Annotated in this window: 18 protein-coding genes, 1 tRNA gene and 1 pseudogene; 11 read left to right on the plus strand and 9 right to left on the minus strand. The window is 42.0% G+C overall.

Annotation, left to right across the window (positions count from 1 at the left end; all coding sequences use genetic code 11):
* The first annotated feature begins 19 nt into the window (after nucleotides 1-19).
* Nucleotides 20-1570 carry a DUF6770 family protein gene (locus tag ACFEL9_RS13425; RefSeq protein WP_385890795.1) on the plus strand — a complete coding sequence of 517 codons (1551 nt, stop codon included), beginning with the start codon at nucleotides 20-22 and terminating at the stop codon, nucleotides 1568-1570.
* Between the two features lie 158 nt (nucleotides 1571-1728).
* On the opposite strand, the gene ACFEL9_RS13430 is transcribed toward ACFEL9_RS13425, so the two are convergent.
* From ACFEL9_RS13430 to ACFEL9_RS13440, 3 genes are all read right to left on the minus strand, one after another.
* Complete coding sequence (locus ACFEL9_RS13430) at nucleotides 1729-2379, minus strand: tetratricopeptide repeat protein (RefSeq protein ID WP_276504745.1); 651 nt, start codon at nucleotides 2377-2379, stop codon at nucleotides 1729-1731.
* A 224-nt stretch (nucleotides 2380-2603) separates the two neighbouring features.
* Nucleotides 2604-3650 carry a nucleoid-associated protein gene (locus ACFEL9_RS13435; protein ID WP_385890797.1) on the minus strand — a complete coding sequence of 349 codons (1047 nt, stop codon included), beginning with the start codon at nucleotides 3648-3650 and terminating at the stop codon, nucleotides 2604-2606.
* Nucleotides 3651-3713: 63 nt separating this feature from the next.
* Nucleotides 3714-4181 carry a VOC family protein gene (locus ACFEL9_RS13440; RefSeq protein WP_385890800.1) on the minus strand — a complete coding sequence of 156 codons (468 nt, stop codon included), beginning with the start codon at nucleotides 4179-4181 and terminating at the stop codon, nucleotides 3714-3716.
* A 125-nt stretch (nucleotides 4182-4306) separates the two neighbouring features.
* On the opposite strand from ACFEL9_RS13440, the gene ACFEL9_RS13445 reads away from it, so the two are divergent.
* The 3 genes from ACFEL9_RS13445 to ACFEL9_RS13455 all read left to right on the plus strand — a co-directional run bounded on the left by ACFEL9_RS13445 (nucleotide 4307) and on the right by ACFEL9_RS13455 (nucleotide 7732).
* Nucleotides 4307-4378 (plus strand) — tRNA-Arg (locus ACFEL9_RS13445).
* A 217-nt stretch (nucleotides 4379-4595) separates the two neighbouring features.
* Complete coding sequence (locus ACFEL9_RS13450) at nucleotides 4596-6188, plus strand: peptide ligase PGM1-related protein (protein ID WP_385890803.1); 1593 nt, start codon at nucleotides 4596-4598, stop codon at nucleotides 6186-6188.
* A 368-nt stretch (nucleotides 6189-6556) separates the two neighbouring features.
* A complete protein-coding gene (locus ACFEL9_RS13455) occupies nucleotides 6557-7732 on the plus strand; it encodes a phospholipase D-like domain-containing protein (RefSeq protein WP_385890805.1) in 1176 nt (391 codons plus the stop codon).
* Between the two features lie 23 nt (nucleotides 7733-7755).
* On the opposite strand, the pseudogene ACFEL9_RS13460 reads toward ACFEL9_RS13455, so the two are convergent.
* From ACFEL9_RS13460 to ACFEL9_RS13485, 6 genes and pseudogenes are all read right to left on the minus strand, one after another.
* Nucleotides 7756-7888, minus strand: a pseudogene (locus tag ACFEL9_RS13460) (IS66 family transposase); the annotation flags it as partial.
* Between the two features lie 100 nt (nucleotides 7889-7988).
* The gene (locus ACFEL9_RS13465) at nucleotides 7989-8642 is read right to left on the minus strand and encodes a hypothetical protein (protein WP_385890807.1); all 654 of its coding nucleotides are present in this window, start codon (nucleotides 8640-8642) and stop codon (nucleotides 7989-7991) included.
* Nucleotides 8633-9130 (minus strand): hypothetical protein, encoded by a 498-nt coding sequence (locus ACFEL9_RS13470; protein WP_385890808.1) that lies wholly within the window; start codon nucleotides 9128-9130, stop codon nucleotides 8633-8635. The genes ACFEL9_RS13465 and ACFEL9_RS13470 overlap by 10 nt, the downstream gene beginning before the upstream one ends.
* A complete protein-coding gene (locus ACFEL9_RS13475; protein ID WP_385890811.1) occupies nucleotides 9127-9312 on the minus strand; it encodes a hypothetical protein in 186 nt (61 codons plus the stop codon). The genes ACFEL9_RS13470 and ACFEL9_RS13475 overlap by 4 nt, the downstream gene beginning before the upstream one ends.
* Nucleotides 9313-9570: 258 nt before the next feature.
* Nucleotides 9571-10404, minus strand: coding sequence for a universal stress protein (locus ACFEL9_RS13480; protein ID WP_385890814.1), 834 nt, complete (start codon nucleotides 10402-10404; stop codon nucleotides 9571-9573).
* A 135-nt stretch (nucleotides 10405-10539) separates the two neighbouring features.
* A complete protein-coding gene (locus ACFEL9_RS13485) occupies nucleotides 10540-11379 on the minus strand; it encodes a universal stress protein (protein WP_385890817.1) in 840 nt (279 codons plus the stop codon).
* Between the two features lie 276 nt (nucleotides 11380-11655).
* On the opposite strand from ACFEL9_RS13485, the gene ACFEL9_RS13490 reads away from it, so the two are divergent.
* The 7 genes from ACFEL9_RS13490 (at nucleotide 11656) to ACFEL9_RS13520 (ending at nucleotide 20079) form a co-directional block, all read left to right on the plus strand.
* Nucleotides 11656-12591 (plus strand): ring-cleaving dioxygenase, encoded by a 936-nt coding sequence (locus ACFEL9_RS13490; RefSeq protein ID WP_385890820.1) that lies wholly within the window; start codon nucleotides 11656-11658, stop codon nucleotides 12589-12591.
* A gap of 13 nt (nucleotides 12592-12604) precedes the next feature.
* Nucleotides 12605-12904, plus strand: coding sequence for a GNAT family N-acetyltransferase (locus tag ACFEL9_RS13495; protein WP_385890822.1), 300 nt, complete (start codon nucleotides 12605-12607; stop codon nucleotides 12902-12904).
* A gap of 15 nt (nucleotides 12905-12919) precedes the next feature.
* Nucleotides 12920-13540 carry an alpha/beta hydrolase gene (locus ACFEL9_RS13500; protein ID WP_385890824.1) on the plus strand — a complete coding sequence of 207 codons (621 nt, stop codon included), beginning with the start codon at nucleotides 12920-12922 and terminating at the stop codon, nucleotides 13538-13540.
* Nucleotides 13541-13550: 10 nt separating this feature from the next.
* The gene (locus ACFEL9_RS13505) at nucleotides 13551-13901 is read left to right on the plus strand and encodes a cupin domain-containing protein (protein ID WP_385890826.1); all 351 of its coding nucleotides are present in this window, start codon (nucleotides 13551-13553) and stop codon (nucleotides 13899-13901) included.
* Nucleotides 13902-14289: 388 nt separating this feature from the next.
* Nucleotides 14290-15120 carry an SdiA-regulated domain-containing protein gene (locus tag ACFEL9_RS13510; RefSeq protein WP_385890828.1) on the plus strand — a complete coding sequence of 277 codons (831 nt, stop codon included), beginning with the start codon at nucleotides 14290-14292 and terminating at the stop codon, nucleotides 15118-15120.
* Complete coding sequence (locus ACFEL9_RS13515; RefSeq protein ID WP_385890831.1) at nucleotides 15117-18764, plus strand: BamA/TamA family outer membrane protein; 3648 nt, start codon at nucleotides 15117-15119, stop codon at nucleotides 18762-18764. Before ACFEL9_RS13510 ends, ACFEL9_RS13515 begins: the two co-directional genes overlap by 4 nt.
* 55 nt (nucleotides 18765-18819) lie before the next feature.
* The gene (locus tag ACFEL9_RS13520; protein ID WP_385890833.1) at nucleotides 18820-20079 is read left to right on the plus strand and encodes a Pycsar system effector family protein; all 1260 of its coding nucleotides are present in this window, start codon (nucleotides 18820-18822) and stop codon (nucleotides 20077-20079) included.
* The last annotated feature ends 1 nt before the right edge of the window (nucleotide 20080 follow it).

A 20080-nucleotide genomic window follows, 5' to 3' on the forward strand; every position in this document is an offset into this window, starting at 1 on the left:
TATAACCAAACAACAACAAATGAGAAGACTCGTATTAGCGGCCGGACTTTTGCTGGCTGTCATGAACCTGAAAGCCCAAAAACTTTCGATTGAGAATGTGCACAAAGTACATCTCCGCAATTCCGACGCCATCAAAGAAGGCAGTGAAGTAAAGGGATATTATTTTTTTTATGTCAGCGATAAAATTGACAGAAAAACGAATGAATACACTTTGCAGATCACTGATAACAACCTGACGAAGCTGAAGGACATTAAGTTCCAGGATTCAAAACATGTCACCGTGCTGGAGTCATCTTTCAACGGCACTGATATCATCTTCTTAATTTATAATGACGATGCAAGAACCTTCGAATACCAGGTGTATGGCGCCGATGGAAAAAAGAAGTACACTTACAACCGCCAGCTCACCAAAAAAGAGGAGCGGTATTTGGAGATGAGCTACCTGGCTAATGATGATGATGAGCATAACTACAAAGGCCTGTATCCGATCGAAGGCAAAGGTTTCATCTCCAATATGCCAAGCCGCGAAGACAAAGACTATACCTTCCAGGTAGATTTTTTTTCAACAGAAAAAAGAAAACAATGGACCTATACGCCAACAATGGGGGGCAAAAAATTCATTGGTGATTACCTCGGTTGTAATAATGGTGTCGTGTATTTTGAAGTGCTGAAATTTGGCAGCCTGATGGATAGTAAGCCGGAATCTTCTATTGTAGGATTAAGCCTGGAGAACGGCAAGCAGGTGTTTGAAAAATCGACAGATGAAGGCAAATACAAGTTTTATCCTGCAAGTATGTCCTTGCTGAGTGATGGAAGGGCCGTGTTATTCGGCGAGTACTTCAATCCCAACGGTAACGTGATAAAAGATAAGTCACTTGGCTTTGCCTTTTTAGGGATTGATGAAAAAGGTACCATCACCAGTGAAAAATATTGTTCCTGGGATCTTGACCTGGGCAAGCATTTGAATGTGACAGCCAAAGGAAAAATAGATGAAATCGGGTTTATGTACCTGCATAATATCTTTCAAACAGCCGATGGAAACGTTTTTGCGGTCGGTGAGGGTTATAAGAAAGTGGCCAGTGCATTGGGAATTGCTTCGAAAGTATTATCCATGGGAAGAAGCTCCGGAATTAGTACAGTGAAAGCAAAGGTTACCGATATGGTGTTGATACGTTTTGATAAGGATTTTAATGTAAAGGATGCGAAAATCTATGACAAGAATGCTAATACGCAGGAGCTGCCCGGCGGAATGGAATTTGTCAGCACGCCAATGATCGGTAAGCTGCTGAAATATACTTACGGAGAGTTTGATTATGCTTACTCACAAATCAATAAAGAAAACACTTCGTTTACCATTTGCTACAGCGACTATGTAAGAGGTAAGGATTACAAGGGCGGTACATTTAATTCCATCAGCTACAACGAAGGAAAAATTACAACCGATAAGATCAATACCAAGACCGATGCTACCAGGTCTTCGGTAATGCCGGGCAAACAAGGCCAGGTATTGATTCTTGACTATTACAAAAAAGCCAAAAGACTGGATGCTCATTTCGAAAAGCTGAACTAAGCTAAGAGTTACAAAGAGAAAAAGAGATAAAGAGACGGTCCGCCAATTGGCGGATTGTCTCTTTTTTTGGCGAAACAGAGAAGGTTTCAAATGGCACCAAATAAAAAGAGGATGCCGAAAATCGGTCATCCTCTTTTAACTATTTCTCTCCTGATCTCTTAGCCCGGCATTCTTGAGATATATTTTTCAATTTGTTTGATCTGGTCAACGATCTGCGGCGTGGTAGGTTTCAGGGCCTTTGTTTTACGGAAAAAATCCTTGGCGGCCCGAAACTCTCTTTTGTTCATCATGATGCTGCACATTTGTAAATAAGCAGCCGCTTCATTTTCTTTATCCGGTAAACCTTTACGAATAGCGGAACGGATATAACTCTCCGCTTGTCTCAAATCATTTTTCTGCATGGCCAGCATTCCCATTTGCAGCAGGCTGGCGCCTTCTGCTTCTTTCATGGGCATACCCAGGTCAAGTCCTTTCTTCATCATCTTTTCGGCGCCGTCAAAGTCCTGTTTCATCATGGCGATATTGCCTTTCAGCGTATAATAAACAGAACGGATGGGTTTATACAGCAAATTGGGGAATTGAATGGAGTTCAACACTTTTTCAGCACCGTCCATATCACCACTTTCCATATGCGACTGGATCAGGCGCAGCGGCCCGAAGAAAAAATGACCTAAAATCAGGATGAGGCCGATAAAGTAGAGCGGAAATGCAGGCCAGAAGCCGGCAGCATAATTGACGTAACCGCCCAACACTCCAAGACCAAGGCCAATCCAGAGGCGGTACTTTATCAATAAATTATAAAACTTCATCTTTTTTGGTTAAGGCGGCAAAGGTAATGGACTGCCGGGAAAGAGAGAAATGAGAATGGTTGGGAGTTCTGAGCCAGGAGTCGATAGTCGGGAGTCGGTAGTCAGGAGTCGATAGTTTGGAGTTCTCCCTGAAGCCGGAAACTTTGTTGAGCTTGTAGAATTTTACTTTTTCGTTTTCTCTTTTGTCCTCGTCTCAATACTCCAGACTGCAGACTCCCAACTCTCTAGCTCTCTTCTTCGTAGTAGATCTTATAATACTTCTTCCCCGTCATTTCATCCACACCTTTTTCGATCAGGTCACGACGGCCATGAATATAAATATGAAAATTCTTATCCAGTTTTAAAACGCTTTTAAAAACCCGTTGTTGTTTTTTGACGGCGGCGAGGTGAATATCAAATTCATCTTCGATCTCAAATTGGCGGGAGGCTTCGAAGTTGCGCTTGTAATCCATAAACGTGTTTACCACTTCGGGGTGATGGATCACTTCTTCGGTAAATTCCTGCAGGTTAAACTGCTCTTTGGTTTTGAAATAATCCATCGAGCGGTTCAGCAGTTCCAGTTGGTCGCTTTTGCTAACCTCGAATTTTTCAGCGTACTCATTGGTGACAAAACTTTTGCAAAGGCTCAGGTATTTGTCGGTATGATGATAGCTGTCTGAAACAGGACTTACCTGTAAAAAATCAGTGACCCAGTATTGCGCATCCTGTTGTTTGTTGGTGTTATCAACTACGCATACTTTGAAACCCTCAGCGGTATCAGTTTTAAACACCAGGCAACCTTTATCCAGCTTGTTGATATTGATGCCTTCTTCCTGCGTCAGTTCCCAATCTTTTTCCCGCGGGAAAAGTTTCAAAAATGTCTCTTTGGTTTCTGATTTGAAAATGCCGATAGCCTGCATGGTTTCTTTTTCAAATGGCACTTCGTCAAACAGGGCCACGTACAATTCGCCTTCCTTTACCTTGCTGTGGGTGGATTTGCTGTAAAGGAATTGTGCCAGCAGAGCCGACTGTTCCACAAAGCTTTCCGGATTTTCAAATAACCGGCTTATATAGGTATAGACTTCGTTGAGAGAAAGATCGCTGAGATGGGTGAACTGGTACAGCTCATTTTCATTAAATGGTTTTAAGAAATAGCTGGTCAGCAGCCGGGTGACTATTTCATCGTCAATCGTGAGTAGTTTATCAGAAAGTTGCAGCTCTTCACCCCGGCTGGGATTTCCTATTTTATGAATGATCACTTTTTGTAGTGCAACGCCGTCAATGCCCGTCATGCTTTTTTAATTAAGGCGGCGAAGATAGGAGGCAGGGTTCAATTTATAAATGTCCCCGGGGGATCATTCTTTGGCATCATTGATCTCGATCCAGTAACCGTCCGGGTCCTTGAACCAGATCTGTTTTACGCCATCTACCCGCGTCTGAATGCTTTTTTTCTGCCCGGCCCAGTCCTCATATTCAATATTGTGTTTGGCGAGAATTTTTGTAAAATCATCCACCGAAGCCACGGAAAAACAGAGATGTGCATTTTTATTATGTACCGAGGGGGCCGCAGCGCCGCTGATGACATGCAAATGGCTTAACGGCCCGATGCTGAACCAGGTATGTTTGCCATCATGAAACGGTTCGGGAATAGTATCCAGTCCGATAATATCCCGGTAAAATGCCGTGCTTACCTGCAGGTCCACCACATAAATGGCGATATGATTGAGACGGGCTTTGGGTTTTCCGGATTGTGCTGCCAAGTCGGCCGGGGTATAAAAAAATGCCATGAATGCCAGGGTATATATTAGAAATTGCTTTTTCATATGCCTGTTTATTTGGGCGGGAAAGATAGAACAATTAGTGCAGTAAATGTTAGCAGGAATTGACTGCCGCAATTGACCTGAAATATATTATTTTTGCCGCCCTGTCTGAAGCTTGCTGAAGATTAGGTCCCGTAGTTCAATGGATAGAATAGAAGTTTCCTAAACTTTTGATACAGGTTCGATTCCTGTCGGGACTACATTTAATAAATACAATTATCCATCGTATATCTTTGACCTCCACGAGATTTAAAAACCTTGATTTTCACAGGGAACAATAAAAATCATCTTTATTGCGCCGCAACAGGTTCATAAAAACTCTCCCACCTATTTTGTAGCTTTAATTCCAATTCCACCCTGTTGATTACTTCCTGTTATTTACTCGTTCGTACTGGTGTAAAAAGAAAAAAAATATTTATGCAAGAAGAGTCAACCGCCACCCTGTTTGCTGTGCCCGAAACAAATGGACTGACCATTTCGGTGCCCGAACCCGGCTCCGCACAAGAAGCCCTCTTGTTTAAAAAAATACAGGAGCAATTCAAAGACCAGTTTGAAAAAGCATTCCCCGATAAGCTGGCGCCGAAAACAGTGATCATTATTCCCTCGCTTACCCTCGACCAGGAAATTCTGTCGAAAGTAAAAGGAGTGGTGCATTACGAAGAACGATTGCTCTGCCTGCTGATGCTGTTGCGTATGCCCCGCACACATGTCGTGTATGTCACCAGCACTACTATCGATCCCGCTATTATCGACTATTATTTGCATTTGCTTCCGGGCATCACCGGTTATCATGCGTTGCAACGACTTACCTTATTGAGTTGTTATGATGCGTCATCTAAATCACTGACTGAAAAAATTCTTGAACGGCCGCGGTTGATCGAGCGAATAAAAAAAAGTATCCCGGAAGGTCATGCGGCACACATGGCTTGCTTTAACGTTACACATCATGAACGCAGCCTCGCCGTGCGATTGAATATTCCCATTTTTGGCTGCGACCCTGACCTGCTGAGCCTGGGCAGCAAAAGCAACAGCCGTAAGATTTTCAGGGAATGCGGCTTGCCAATGCCGGCTGGGTTTGAAGACTTGTACTCGCTGGAAGATATCATCGATGCATTGGCTGCTTTAAAATCGCAAAACCCTGGCCTTCGAAAAGCGGTGGTGAAAATAAATGATGGCTTTTCCGGGGAAGGCAATGGCATTTTTTCTTTTGAAAATGCAGGGGAGCAATCCGATTGGAAACAATGGATAAAAGAGCAATTGACCAATCGCCTGAAAATGGTGGCCGATGATCTGACTTGTGATGCTTTCTTTAGTAAGTTCCGGGAGATGGGTGGTATTGTTGAAGCGTTTGTAGAAGGAAATATAAAAGAATCTCCTTCGGTACAATGTCGCATTGATCCCGATGGCGTTTGCCGGGTGGCATCTACGCATGATCAGCTGCTGGGTGGTGAAAGCGGTCAGGTATTTCTCGGGGCTTATTTTCCGGCGCAGCCGGCTTATGCTGTTGCCATCGGTCGCATGGGGAAAAAAGTGGCGGAGGCTTTACAGGAAAGAGGTGTGCTGGGACGATTTGCCGTTGATTTTATTTCTGTGCAGGAAGGTGATGAATGGAAACATTACGCTATCGAGATCAACCTGCGTAAAGGCGGCACCACGCATCCGCTACTGATGCTGCAATTCTTAACCGATGGCGCCTACGATCCCGAAAAAGGTTTGTATTATACCGCCAGCGGACAGGTTCGCTATTATTTTAGTTCTGATAATCTAAAAAGCGAACGCTATATCGGGCTTACGCCACATGACCTGATTGATATTGCCATGATGAACGATTTGAACTATGACGGTACTCACCAGGAAGGAGTAATTTTTCACCTGATCGGCGCCCTGTCCCAGTTTGGCAAATTAGGTGTCATTTGTATTGGCAGTACAGCGGAACGGGCAAAAATGTATTATGACCAGATTGTGGCTGTGCTGGATAAAGAAGGAAGACATCCGGAGCTTGCACACTAGGGGCTATTTTGCTTTCAACAATTTAATGCCGGATAAAATCCCAGGCTGATTATTTCGTAAAACATGCAGTTGCCAGGTTTGCTGACTATTATCATATTTTATCATCATTTCTGCCGGGAAGGCCACCTCAAATTTTCAATGTGTTATTTAATCTTCGGGGTGTAATGCTATGCTTCTATTGGGCCCTGGGTGAAAAAAATTTGAACCGCAATAAAACATAGATCACATAAGGGCAAAACATCAAAAGCAAGAATTTGGAATATACCCGCCACGAATTAAGCTGGTGAAAGAACTATCTATGTAGTAATTTTAAGGCAAGTTTTTTATTCATTTTTTACAAATCGAAGTATCCACCATTGCCGGCCAACGTGACGATATTACCAGGTTCGCAAGAGACAAAGTCTTCAGCTACTACGCCAATGCGGTTGATTAGTGGCGGAAAAGAGTATTTTGATTTGTTGCTGCAATTGATCGGGCAGGCTGTCGACAGCATCCATTTGCAGACTTATATTTTTAATGATGACGAAACGGGTGTGTTGGTAGCAAATGCACTGAAGAAGGCCAGCCAGCGAAACGTGCAGGTGTACCTCCTGACAGATGGTTATGCTTCGCAGGCATTGCACCGCAGGTTTATCGGTGAATTAAAAGAGGCAGGCATCCATTTCCGGTTTTTTGAACCCATTTTTAAAAGTCGCCGTTTTTATTTTGGGCGGCGAATGCATCATAAACTGGTGGTGGTGGATGCAAAATATGCCATGGTTGGCGGCATTAATATTGCCGACCGGTATAATGATTTTCCCGATAAAAAAGCCTGGCTGGATTTTGCCCTCTATGCGGAAGGCGATATAGCCAGGGAGCTTTGCCTGCTTTGCTGGAAAACCTGGTACGGGTACCCATCCAAAATGGCGAAGACTCCTTGCGAAAGACCGGCCAATCTGCCGGCAGCAAATGGTGATGTGGAAATTGTGATGCGGCGTAATGATTGGGTGAGAGGAAAAAACCAGGTGTCAAAAACCTATCTTCAAATGCTGCACAATGCTGAATCTGGCATCATCATTCTCTGCAGCTATTTTTTGCCCGGCAAAGTAATCCGTCGAAATATTGTACAGGCAATTAAACGCGGCGTCAGTGTAAAGGTGATCGCTGCCGGCTCTTCCGATGTCATGCTGGCCAAGCATGCTGAACGATGGCTATACGATTGGTTGCTCCGGAAAGGTGTTGAGTTATACGAATACCAGCAGAATGTACTGCATGGTAAACTGGCCGTGTGTGATGATAAATGGATGACCATTGGCTCCTACAACATTAATGATATCAGTGCTTATGCCAGTATCGAACTAAACCTCGATGTGCATCATGCCGGTTTTGCAAAAGAAGTGCGACAAAAGTTGGAAAAAATTATTAGCGAAGAGTGCATCCCCATTACAACCGAATATCACAGCCGCACAAAAAATATTTTCATTCAATTTGTTCGGTGGATCTCTTACCAATTTATCAGGGCGGTATTTCGCCTGTTCACCTTTTATTTTAAAAGACTCAGTTAAGCGTCTGCTGGTAGCCGGATAAAGGGATTTATGCTGTGCAGTTTGCATGTTCCGGGTAATGAATCGAATGGCACTGCATTGCGCTGTTTCGTGAGAGCCGGCAAACAAATAATTTTTTCTTCCTAAGGCTACAGGGCGTATGCTATTTTCTGCGACAATATTAAATGCTTTAACAAAGCCAAAAAGATGAATCAACCCGTAAATAACTATCAGGCGCAAGAATAATTTCAAAAAATATTTTTTGCCTGAAATTTTTTTAAAAATTTTTTTCCACTCTTTGCTTAATGCCGGTTATCATTCCCTTTTGCATAATGCAATGTGCCCAACTGAACCAAACTTTTTCCAGCATCCACTTAAAACTCCAGCTTTTGGGCATTTCGAATTGTTGCCTTGTAATGATTCTTGAAGCATTGGCATTTATTGAATCAATATATACACCCATCATCCACTCCGCATCTTTTCCTTTCCATACAAATGCTTTATTGGGTTCAATAATTGTTACGATCCATCCGGGCATATTCTTTTTTTCCGCAGCCTGGCAAACGCCTTCGTAGTAGCCGGGTTTTGTGTCCTGCCATTCAGGATGAATGCGGTCAGCATTGCGAAGTTTGCAGCCAAACATATTTTCCATCCATGTATAGGAGTAGAAACCGGCTTTATGTACGCCCATTTGTACAACCCATGGCCAGATCCTGGAAGGTGGAGCATTTACTGTAACCGCTAATGTATTCTTATACTCTTTGTTTGCGACCAGTTCATCGCCGGGCAACCTGCGGCTAAACTCTTCTTTCGTGGATCCCCATCGCAACAGCCACGGAAGAATAAGCAAATTGTATATAACTATGATAACTAAAAAAGTTATTACAGTTCGAAGAAATCTTCTTTTCCATCGCTGGCGGGCTATTGCCATATAGCTTTTGAATTATTATTAATCCACAAATAATCATTTTCGCGGTTACGGAGAATAAAATACAAAGCAGCAGAGGCAATGAATGAAAAAGGAAAAGCCGAACCCACACCTAATGGTGCAATAGCAAGCAGGAAAACAATAGCGCCAATGGCACCTGTTTTTAAAATCCATCCTTTCAGCAGCATAGAAACAGCAATTAATGCCTGGCAAGTGGCTATGAAACCTACAGCTTCCGTAATATGGTTGCTAAACCATCCATGAATGAATTGTTTGTATACCTTCAGAAAAGTAAGATCAGCATACTCAATATAAAACTGTGGATTGTAAAGGGCAGTAGTCCAGTTTGCCCAACTTGCCCATCCAAATAATAAAAAGAATAATAGCCTGGCTAGTCGTGATCGCTTCCATGCCGCCCATAGTAGCAACAACGCCACAGCGTTTGAAATGCTATACATCAGCAAATAGGTTGTATCCTCTAACCCTTTCATAATGCAGGTATTTCTATTTTTAACTTCTTCATTTCTTCTTTCAGCTTTCCTGGTATATCCCGGCAGCCGCAATTTTTATAATGCTCAAGATGCCAGTCAATACGTTGTTGCACAGAAGGATTGTTTGGCATCGGATGTTTTTCATGCCACGAAGCATTGATCCCGGATGGTTTCGATTTCATAAAAAAATTATATCTTAAAAGTTACCTTTTCCGCTAACGTTGAAAAATGACTGATGTCAGGCACCCGGATGAGAAACGACAGAGGAAAGAGACCTTTAATTTCGATTCTGCCATGCAAGAATAAAAATAGCGGGAAACAACTTACATATCGGTCCAGATGAGTGTAAAAGACTCAGCTAAGCCTCATCCCGGTGAAGTATTGATCCCCGCCGTTAGTAACAGTTTGAGCAATTTTCCATTTTGACAGGCCCTGGCCGGTTATTCATGTAGTGACATTACGGGTACCTGTGTATGCAGCACTAATTGTTTGGAATGACTGTGATGGAATATTTTACTAAAGAGACTATGCCTTTTGGGAATTATTATCAGCAGGTCAAGCTTGTTTTCTTCTGCAAAATCAGCCACACCTTTTTCAACCTCCGGTGCGTTCAGAAAATCGTATTGCGGATGCAGGTCGTCCAGCATTTCCTGTAACAGGCCTGATTCTTCTACTGTTTCCGCACTAAACGTGCCCTGTGGCTTGTCGCTTACATGTAGTATATGCAATTCAGCGTTGAATTCTTTCACCAGTTCTTTTATTTCCTGCACTCTTACAGAATCTACTACTTCCCTGAAATCACAGGCCAACCCTACTTTGCGGATATTGGTAAACTTCGCTGTTGGTGGCACAATGATCAATGGCCAGGGCAAATCTTTAACAGCTGCTATTGTCTTACCGCCAAACAACAATCGTTCAAAGGCACTGGTAGTTTCTGCGCCCATTACCACAGCAAATGGTTTTACCGAGTCTGCATAAGCTGTCAATTCGTTTATCACATAGCCGGGTCTTATTTCGGTGTGAATGATCACCCGGTCATTCAGGCGGCTTAGCAGGGTTTCTTTTAGCTTTTGTATATCTGCATCAGCCGTTGTAGCCAATGCTTCCATATCATAGCTCGGTATGGATACCTCGGTAGCTATAGCCGGTGTAGGAATGGTATATACGTGGAATAGGGTTAAGTGGGCGTCCAGCCTATTGGCCATATCAGCGGCATAATTAACAGCGTTCAATGAATTGGCTGAAAAATCGGTTGGGGCGATAATCGTTTTCATCTGTTTATTTTTTATTGCCTGCCTGTCGGCAGACAGGTTTTTGGTCCCGCTTTGAGCGGGAAACCCCGCAAATAATCATTCCACTGTGTGATAAAACATTATCATGCTCGGGGTCATAAAAATTATTTTATATGGCTATTTGTTATGCGCAATAAATAGCGGGAGTTTCAGGTCTCTCATCAACACATCAGCCATGCTTGCCCTGAACCAGCGGGAGACGGTACTTCGCCGGTAAGCACCCAGGATCACCAGGGGATTTCCTTTTTGCTTTTTCAAATAATTTACGATTGCTGTTTCGGGCAAGCCTTTGAAAACAGAATAGGCAGCATGGGGAAAGTGGCGCTTCATAAACTCCTTCATCAATTTTTTATCCGGCACGATACGGGTTTGATTCCCGCTTTTTGCCGAAATGACCTCGGTTGGTGTTTGTTTTAAAGAAGGCAGCATATAGCTGAACATTTTGATGGCATATACCGATGTAGGTTCACCGTCATAAAGCAGGATGAGTTTCTCAATAGGTTTAAACTTTTGGGGTACGATTAAAACCGGGCATTGCACATGTGAAAGCAGGTCACGGATAAACTCACTGGGAATTTTTTCGGTATAAGCCGTTAAGGTTTCGCTGCTGTTGACGATTAACAGGTCAGCATATATGCTTTCATGTAATAATTCGTATATAGCCGTGTCACGGTCATGATGCACCGAATAGTTCATCCCGGCCTGGCGACAGGCATTTTCAAACCGGCTGACAGCGGCAGCCCGGGTTGCTTTGTCTTTTTCTTCCAGTTTTTTTTGTTTGACCTCGGGAGTACCTTCTTTCGTTACCAGGTCATAAATCTTATAACTATGACGTAAATAATCATCCAGGAAAACACCAACCAGGTGTGCACTACTTTGTTTGGCGAGAAGAATAGCATATTCCATTACGCTTTCTGAAAACCGGAGACCATCAAAGGCAGCTATAAATTTTTTCATGGCCTTGTGTTTTTATGGCTTGAATCGGGGGTGAATCGATTTTTTAAAACTATGAAGGACAGCAGGCCTGTGCTATGATTCTGATTAGATAGGGTAATGATTATGGTCAAAAACGCCCGGGAAAAATACATTATTTACAAAGTTACTATTTAGCTCCGCAGGGGGTACCATATTTTATACAACAATATCCGCCATATAACTATTCCCGGTAATTTTTATTATCCGGAAATTTGTCCCGGTTTCAGTTTTAAAATTTAAAAAATAAAAGATACTACTATGGAAAATAGAATATTGGGTCTGCACCACATCACGGCTATCGCAGGCGATGCACAACGGAACTATGAGTTTTATACCAAAATATTCGGAGCCAGGCTGGTGAAGAAAACGGTCAATTTTGATGATCCCGGTACGTATCATTTTTACTATGGCGATGAAGTGGGTACTCCGGGTTCTATTCTTACCTTTTTCCCCTGGGAAGGGGCCAGGCCGGGTCGTATAGGCACAGGTATGGCAACAGAAATTGGTTACTCCATACCTGACAATAGCCTGAACTTTTGGAAAAAAAGATTTGACGAGTTTAAAATAACACACGGGGAGATTGCTGAAAGATTTGGTGAAAAATATTTGCAATTCGCCGATCCCGATGGCTTACTCATCAACTTAATCGAGCCAACAAAAGAAGATACCCGCAAGCCCTGGGTTACTAAGGAAGTGAACGAAGGTGCAGCGGCAAAGGGTTTTCATAGTGTGGTTCTTTCATTAAAAAGTATTGACAGAACCGCCAGGGTGTTGACCGACATATTTGGTTATACTCAATTTGGCCAGGAGGGAAATCGCTTTCGCTTTGTTACAGATGCTATCGGCACGGCTAATTTTGTAGATCTCGAAGAGTTGAAGGAAGGGCAACCAGGATTGAATGCAGCAGGTACCAATCATCATGTAGCATTCCGTGTAAAGGATGAGGATGTATTGATGAACTTTCGGGAAAAAGTTTTGAGCGCCGGTCTCAACATTACGGAGAAAATAGACCGCAATTATTTTTATTCATTGTACTTCCGTGAACCTGGTGGTGTATTATTTGAAATTGCTACCGATAATCCGGGATTTGCGGTGGATGAAGCAGTCAATGAATTAGGAACACATCTTAAGTTGCCGGCACAATATGAGCCCAGCCGCAAACAGATAGAAGAAGTTTTACCTGTTCTTCATTAATAAAATAGATAGTATGGAAGAAATTCAATTAAAGCTGAACGAAAAAAGCCATGGCGGTTTTTACATTGTTGATGGGGATGAACAATTGGGAGAAATGGAAATCAGTATTGCCGGTAATAAATTAACCGTGTATCACACGGAAGTGTCACCAAAACTGGAGGGAAAAGGCTTTGCCAAAAAGTTATTGGAAACGATGGTTGATTATGCAAGGAAAAATGATTTGAAGGTAGTACCGCTTTGTCCTTTTGTCAATGCACAGTTTAAACGACACCCGGATGAATATGCTGATATCTGGAGTAAGCATACAGATTGATAATTATAAATAAATATGCACACAAAGAATATTATTTCGGCAGGGAAGAAATTGGAAGAGGGTAACAAGGTTTTGATCATGTTGCATGGCAGGGGCGCAAGTGCGGAGGATATTTTATCCATCGCCGGTTATTTGAATGTAAAAGATTTCAGTTTACTGGCGCCGCAAGCCACCAATCATACCTGGTATCCTTATTCTTTCCTGGCACCACCAAAAGAAAATGAACCATGGCTTTCTTCAGCACTTGACTTGTTGAAAGAATTGTTGGATGATTTATATAGCAAAAACATTCTGGCTGAAAATATTTTTTTCGCTGGTTTTTCCCAAGGGGCTTGTTTGACACTGGAGTTTGTGACGAGAAATGCTAATCGCTATGGAGGTGTAGCCGCATTTACCGGTGGTTTGATCGGTGATAAGATCTATCACGAGAACTATAAAGGACATTTTAATGGCACACCCATTTTTATCGGCAGCAGCAATCCCGATCCACATGTGCCGGTTGAAAGAGTGTACGCCACCACGAACATTCTGAAATCAATGGGCGCCAATGTAACAGAAAAAATATACGGGAACATGGGCCACACCATTAACCAGGACGAAATAGAAACAGCCAATAAAGTCATCTTTAAAAATTAATTAATCAACGATGTTTAATGTAGTAAGGATCTACAGCGATGAAAACGGCGACAGTCATTTTGAAGACCTGCAAATACCATTGAAGGATGCCGGCGATATTGGCTTGTTATCGGATCATTATCCGGCAAAGAATATCATTTTTCGTGAAGTCTTGCCCGGCTACGATTACGATTTTCATACCGCGCCGCAACGACAATACATCATCCTGCTCGATGGACAAATTCAGATCGAAACATCATTGGGCGATATCCGCCAGTTTGGTGCCGGTGATGTGTTATTGGTAGAGGACATTACTGGCAAAGGGCACCGGACAAAAAATATTATTCAGGCAAAACGTCGCTCCATTTTTATTACGATCTAAGAAGCTCCTATGTTCTAAATTTTAAAAGTAGAATGCTGATAATACTGGTAAGGTCAGCGAAAATCATCATTAGCTTAACATTGGCGCCTGCCAGCAGGCAGGCAAGTTCTGTTCTAAAAAAATTAAAGAAATTCTAAGTATAAGGTTAGGTTTTTTCCCTCCGAACATCGCTTTTTTAAGTTATTCATTATAAATAATATCCGGGTCAGAAGACGGCTTAACTTTAGTGTAGAAAATTTTGCACACCAGGTTTGTTTAAGGACTGAAACCAACAAGAATATCTCAGCCACGACCATGTTTTGCGAATTTTTCTATAATGGCAGAAGATTTGGAATAAGGCAATAGGATTATTATGCATGATTGTTATAGAAACATAACAGGTATTGGAATGACTTTATCTTTCCTGTTCATTCAATGCAGTTCCGATACCCAACCGACGATTGTAAAAAGTCCGCCGGGTTATAATATGAAGACCACTATCCAGGTAAAATTGCCGCTTGAACTGGACGAGATTTCCGGTGTTGCATACTATCCTGTTGACAGTTCCATATTTGCTATCAATGATGAGAAGGGGTGGTTATATAAAATAAAAAAAAGAGGCAGGGAAATACAACGATGGAAGTTTTCGCCAGGCGCCGATTTTGAAGATGTGGTTTTGCTGGATAGCATCTTTTACGTGTTGCAAAGCAACGGTAATATCATGCGGTTGACCTTCTCCGAACAAAACACAGTCAATGTCCAGCAGTTTTATTTTGATAAGTCGGGACAGAGTGTAAGTGAATTTGAAATACTTTATTATGACCCGGTAAAGCAAAAGATGATCCTCATTTGCAAAGATTGCGAGTTGGACAAGAAAAAATCGCTGACCACTTTTTCATTTGATCCGCATTCAGGTCAATACAGTGATTCATCGTTCCGGATTGATGTCACAAAAATTGCGGCTGCGATTGGTGAAGAAAAAATCCGCTTCAAGCCTTCAGCAGCATCCATTAATCCAAAGACAGGAGAGCTGTTTATCATATCAGCGATAAACAAACTGCTGGTGGTGGCTGATACTAATGGCCAATTCAAACAGGCTTATAAGATTGATCCCGGCATATTCAAGCAGCCCGAGGGTTTGACTTTTACACCGGCAGGCGACCTGATTATTTCGAATGAAGCTGCAGATGTAGGCGTCGCCGACATACTTTTTTTCACTTATCAAAACAAAAGGGGATGAGATATTTAGGGTTAGCATGTGCTTTGGTTATAAGTTTTCTGTCTGCAAACTCCCAGGCAGACTCTGTGAAGACAAGGGTGATACTAGTGGGTGATGCAGGTGCACTGGTAAAAGGACAAGCTTCCGTATTAGATGCCATAAAAAAAACAGTAAAACTGGATAAGAAAACTGTCCTGGTTTACCTGGGTGATAACCTGTATGATGCCGGTTTGCCCAGTGAAACGTTCAATCGTTATTCCGATATAAAAGCTGCGCTGGATTCCCAAATCAACCTGATAAAAGGTACACAGGCAAAAGCCTATATGATTCCCGGTAATCATGACTGGGAAAATGGCGGTGTAAGAGGTTATGAGGCCATTGTTCGCCAGCAATTATACGTTGACCAGTATGGAGATGGTAAGGTTGAATTTTATCCAAAAGGAGGATGTCCCGGGCCGGTGGAAGTTGATATATCGGATGATGTCGTCCTGGTGATTATGGACAGCCAGTGGTGGATACATTCAAATGATAAACCAGGTATTGAATCAGATTGCGAATTCAAAACTGAAGACGAAGTGATCGGCGAATTGGAAGATATCCTGAATAAGAATTATAAAAAGCTTGTTTTACTGGCTACGCACCATCCCTTCAAGAGCAATGGACCACACGGCGGATATTTTACATTCAAACAACATGTGTTTCCTTTTACAGAAATGAGATCAAACCTGTACATCCCACTACCTGTACTAGGTTCGGCTTATCCGATTGCCCGCAGCATTTTTGGTACGCCACAGGACATCAAACATCCGGCTTATACTAATATGATCAACCGCATCATGGCAACGGTAAAAAACCATCCGCATGTGATCATGGTGGCCGGGCATGAGCATGCTTTGCAATTTTTAAAAGATAGCAGCTATAATTATATCGTTAGTGGAAGTGGCTGTAAAACGCAGCGGGTGTCGCCGGGACGAAAAGCTGAATTCATAGCCCGTTCACTTGGCTTTGTTACACTGGATGTATTAAAAAACAAAAATGTAAGAGCCAATTTTTATACGGTAGATAAGCAGCATGTTGATTCTATTAAGCTGGCCTATTCAAACCGGATTCTTGATTATAGTAAACTACCTCCTTTACCTAATAACGATTCCGTCACTACTGCGACCTATGTTTACAGCGATTTTGTGCAGTCGCCTGCCAGCGAGCAATATAAAAATCCCAAGTTGGCACAAAAGGTCTTTAATGGCAACAATTACAGGAAAGAATGGTCGACAAGAGTTTTATTTAAAGTTTTTAATATTAATAAAGAAAAAGGAGGGTTTAAAATCGATGGTGTAGGGGGTGGCAAACAAACAAAGTCGTTGAAATTAATAGACAAAAAAGGAGTAGAGTGGACATTGCGGACCATTGACAAAGACCCTGAAAAAGCAATACCGGAAAACTTCCGGCAAAGTTTTGCCTCCAATATTATACAGGATATGATCTCGGCAGCGCATCCTTATGCGCCGCTCGCCGTTCCAACCTTAGCAGATACAACCGGTATTTTAGTATCAGCTCCTGAATTTTTCTTTGTGCCCGACGATCCTTCATTGGGTTATTACAAGCCTCTTTTTGCCAACAAAATTTGCTTGCTGGAAAGAAAAGATGCCTATGAGAAAGGCGATAGCAAGAGTTCGCTGCAGTTGTTTAATAAAATGCGGGAGGATAATGATCATACGGTAGACCAGCAAGCCGTGTTGCGGGCAAGACTATTGGATATGCTGATCGCCGATTGGGATCGTCATTTTGATCAATGGAGATGGGCCACCCGTGACACGGGCCAGGGTAAATTATATATACCTATTCCACGTGACAGGGACCAGGCCTTTTTTTATTCAGATGGTCTTATAGTCAAATATGCGGCGAGACGCCGGCTTCCTTTTTTGAAGGGATTGCAATACAAGATCCCCGACATCAATCACCTGAATACGGTAGCAAAAGATTTTGACAGGATTTTCCTGAACAATATCGATGAAAATACCTGGAAAAAGGTGGTGACGGATTTTACAGCCAAACTCACAGATCAAAAGATTAACCAGGCCATACATAAAATGCCACCTGAAATATATGCGATCAGCGGAAAGAAGCTTGTTGACAAATTAATAAGCCGGAAAAAATTGCTAAAGGAGCGATCATTAAAATATTATAAATTTTTATCCCAGGAGGTGGATATATTGGGTAGCAATGAAAACGAAAAATTTACCCTGAGTGCGGTAAACGATAGTATAAAACTTACTGTCTTCTCCTATCGCAAGCAGGCAGATACAAATTTTGTGATGTATCAACGGATCTTTGATCAAAAAGTAACAAGAGAAATCAGGCTGTATGGTTTTAATGGCGAAGACAAATTTGAAGTAGACAGCAATCTGCACTCCACGATGCGTATCAGGATGATCGGTGGACGTGGCAATGATTCTTTTTTCATAAAAAGCCGGCTCAAAACATTTGTGTACGATAATACCATAGACAGTAATTTTCTTTCAGCGGTACGCGGTACGAAGAAGTATATCAATGATGATCCCAACATCAATGAATTCCGGATCAAGCACTTTAATTATCCTTTCCGCCGTTTTCCCCGGTTGCTGTTAGGCCTTAATGGCGATGATGGGCTTTTAGTCGGAACCGGTTTTTGGTTTCGTAATTATGGTTTCAGGAAAACACCTTTTGCCAGTGAGAATAAGCTGATGGCTTTAGTTGCCCTTACAAGAAAGGCGTTCCAGGTAAAATACAATTACGAAAAGATACAGGCATTAGGTACTTTGGATATACTTGGTGCTGCGCAGGTGAGCAACCCGGTATTGGATAATTTCTTTGGCTTTGGCAATAGCACCGTCAGGGACAAATCATTACCCAAAAAATTCTATCGTGTCCGTTACAAATTTGTTGCTGCAGACCTGCTGTTCCGGAAAACTTATTTTAACAAGCTAAGTCTTATTGCAGGACCTACAGTTTTCCATTATTGGAACCGTTATGAAAACAATGAGGATTATATCCTGGGTAAACCGGAAGCTGTGGGATTGGATTCCGCTGAAGTGTATAATGTAAAAACCTATGCAGGCTTCAAAGCAGCTATCATATTAGACAATTTGAATGATGAGCTTTTTCCGACCAGAGGCATTCGTTTCGTTAATAAATTGACTTACCTGCACCCGCTGAATAAAAACAGCGAGGACGTAAACAAGATCGAATCGGATATGGTGATCTACGCAAGTCTTAAAATTCCGGCAAGGGTAGTAGGTGTTATCAAGGCTGGTGCGGGACATATCTTTAACAAGGATATTGAATATTTCCAGGCATTGACATTAGGACAAAACAATGTACTGCGTGGTTTCCGGAAAAATCGTTTTGCCGGTCATTCAATGGCCTATGGCAGCCTGGAATTGCGCATTAAATTGTTTGACAGCAGATCTTATATCTTTCCCGGGCAAGTGGGCCTTGTAGCATTTAATGATGTTGGCCGGGTTTGGTACAAGGGCGAGGATAGTAAACGCTGGCATTATGTGGCGGGAGGTGGATTTTATTACAATCCCTTTAATGTAGTAATCCTTTCTTTTACCGCCGGCTATTCAAAAGAGGAGAGGGTATTGAATTTCTCACTGGGATCTAAATTTAATTTGACGTTTTAGGAGTGCATTGCCTGGAGAACATATCGTTTTTATCAATTAAAAAATGAAGGCAGAAATGAAAAATAATGACCGACAAATTGTAAAGCAAGCCGAAGAAAAGGTGACAGCCATTTATGATTCAGTGCCACACGAAAACCTGTTGTATCATAATCTTGAGCATGCAAAAGAGATAGTAGCCAGGGCAAATGAAATTGCCGCCCACTACGAGTTGACGGATAAAGATATACTTGTATTGAATATGGCCGCCTGGTTCCATGATATTGGTCATCTCTTTTCACCTCCGGCAGATCATGAATTAAAAAGTGTGGAGATGATGAAGGAATGGATGGCCGATAAAGCAGAATACAGCGATTATACCGGTGATATAGAGCAAACCATTCTTGCAACAAAACTGAGCACCGAGCCACGAAGCCTGGTGCAGGAAATCATGAAAGATGCAGACACCTATCATTTTGGCACACCCCAGTTTAAAAAAAATGATAAGCTATTAAAGAAAGAAATGATGCTGAGAAAAATGGCCTCAGAAACGGCGGATTGGAGAAAAAATACATTGATGATTTTGGAAGCGCATAAATTTTATACTTCTTATTGCAAAGACCTGCTGGATAAAGAAAAACAGGCAAACATTGAAAACCTGAAAAGAAAAATAGAAGAAAAGAGCGAGCTTAATACAGGTGATACAATTTTTCCCCAAGGAGACAAAAAGGATAAGAAAAAAGATAACATGCCCAGGCAAAGCGGATTTATTACCAAAGGTATTCAAACCATGCTGCGGCTGACTTCCGAAAACCATATGCGCCTTAGTGAAATGGCCGATAATAAGGCCAATATTTTGATCAGTGTAAATGCTATTATTATATCAGTGATTTTATCGGTATTGATCAGAAAAATTGAAGTGGACAAACATTTAGCGATCCCTACCATGATATTCCTGGCCAGTTCACTCGTAACGATCGTCATTTCCATCCTGGCTACCAGGCCCAAGATCACGAATGGAAATTTTACAAGAGAAGATATTGTCAATAAGAAAGCCAATTTGTTGTTTTTTGGTAATTTTTTTAAAAGTGAGCTGGAAGAGTATCGCTGGGGCATGAGCACCATGATGAAAGATCATAATTATCTATATGGCGTACTGGTAGATGATATTTATTACCTCGGTAAAGTGTTAGGCAGAAAATACCGGCTGGTAAGGCTTGCTTATGGCGTGTTTATGGTTGGTATTATTGTGTCAGCTTTCGCTTTTATCATTGCCATTATTCTCAATCCGGCCGCTCCGTCTACGACAATAATCGAGGGTAGCGGATCTCCATTTTAAA

Origin of the sequence: Terrimonas alba (assembly GCF_042434975.1) — a bacterium.
GTDB lineage: Bacteria > Bacteroidota > Bacteroidia > Chitinophagales > Chitinophagaceae > Terrimonas_B > Terrimonas_B alba.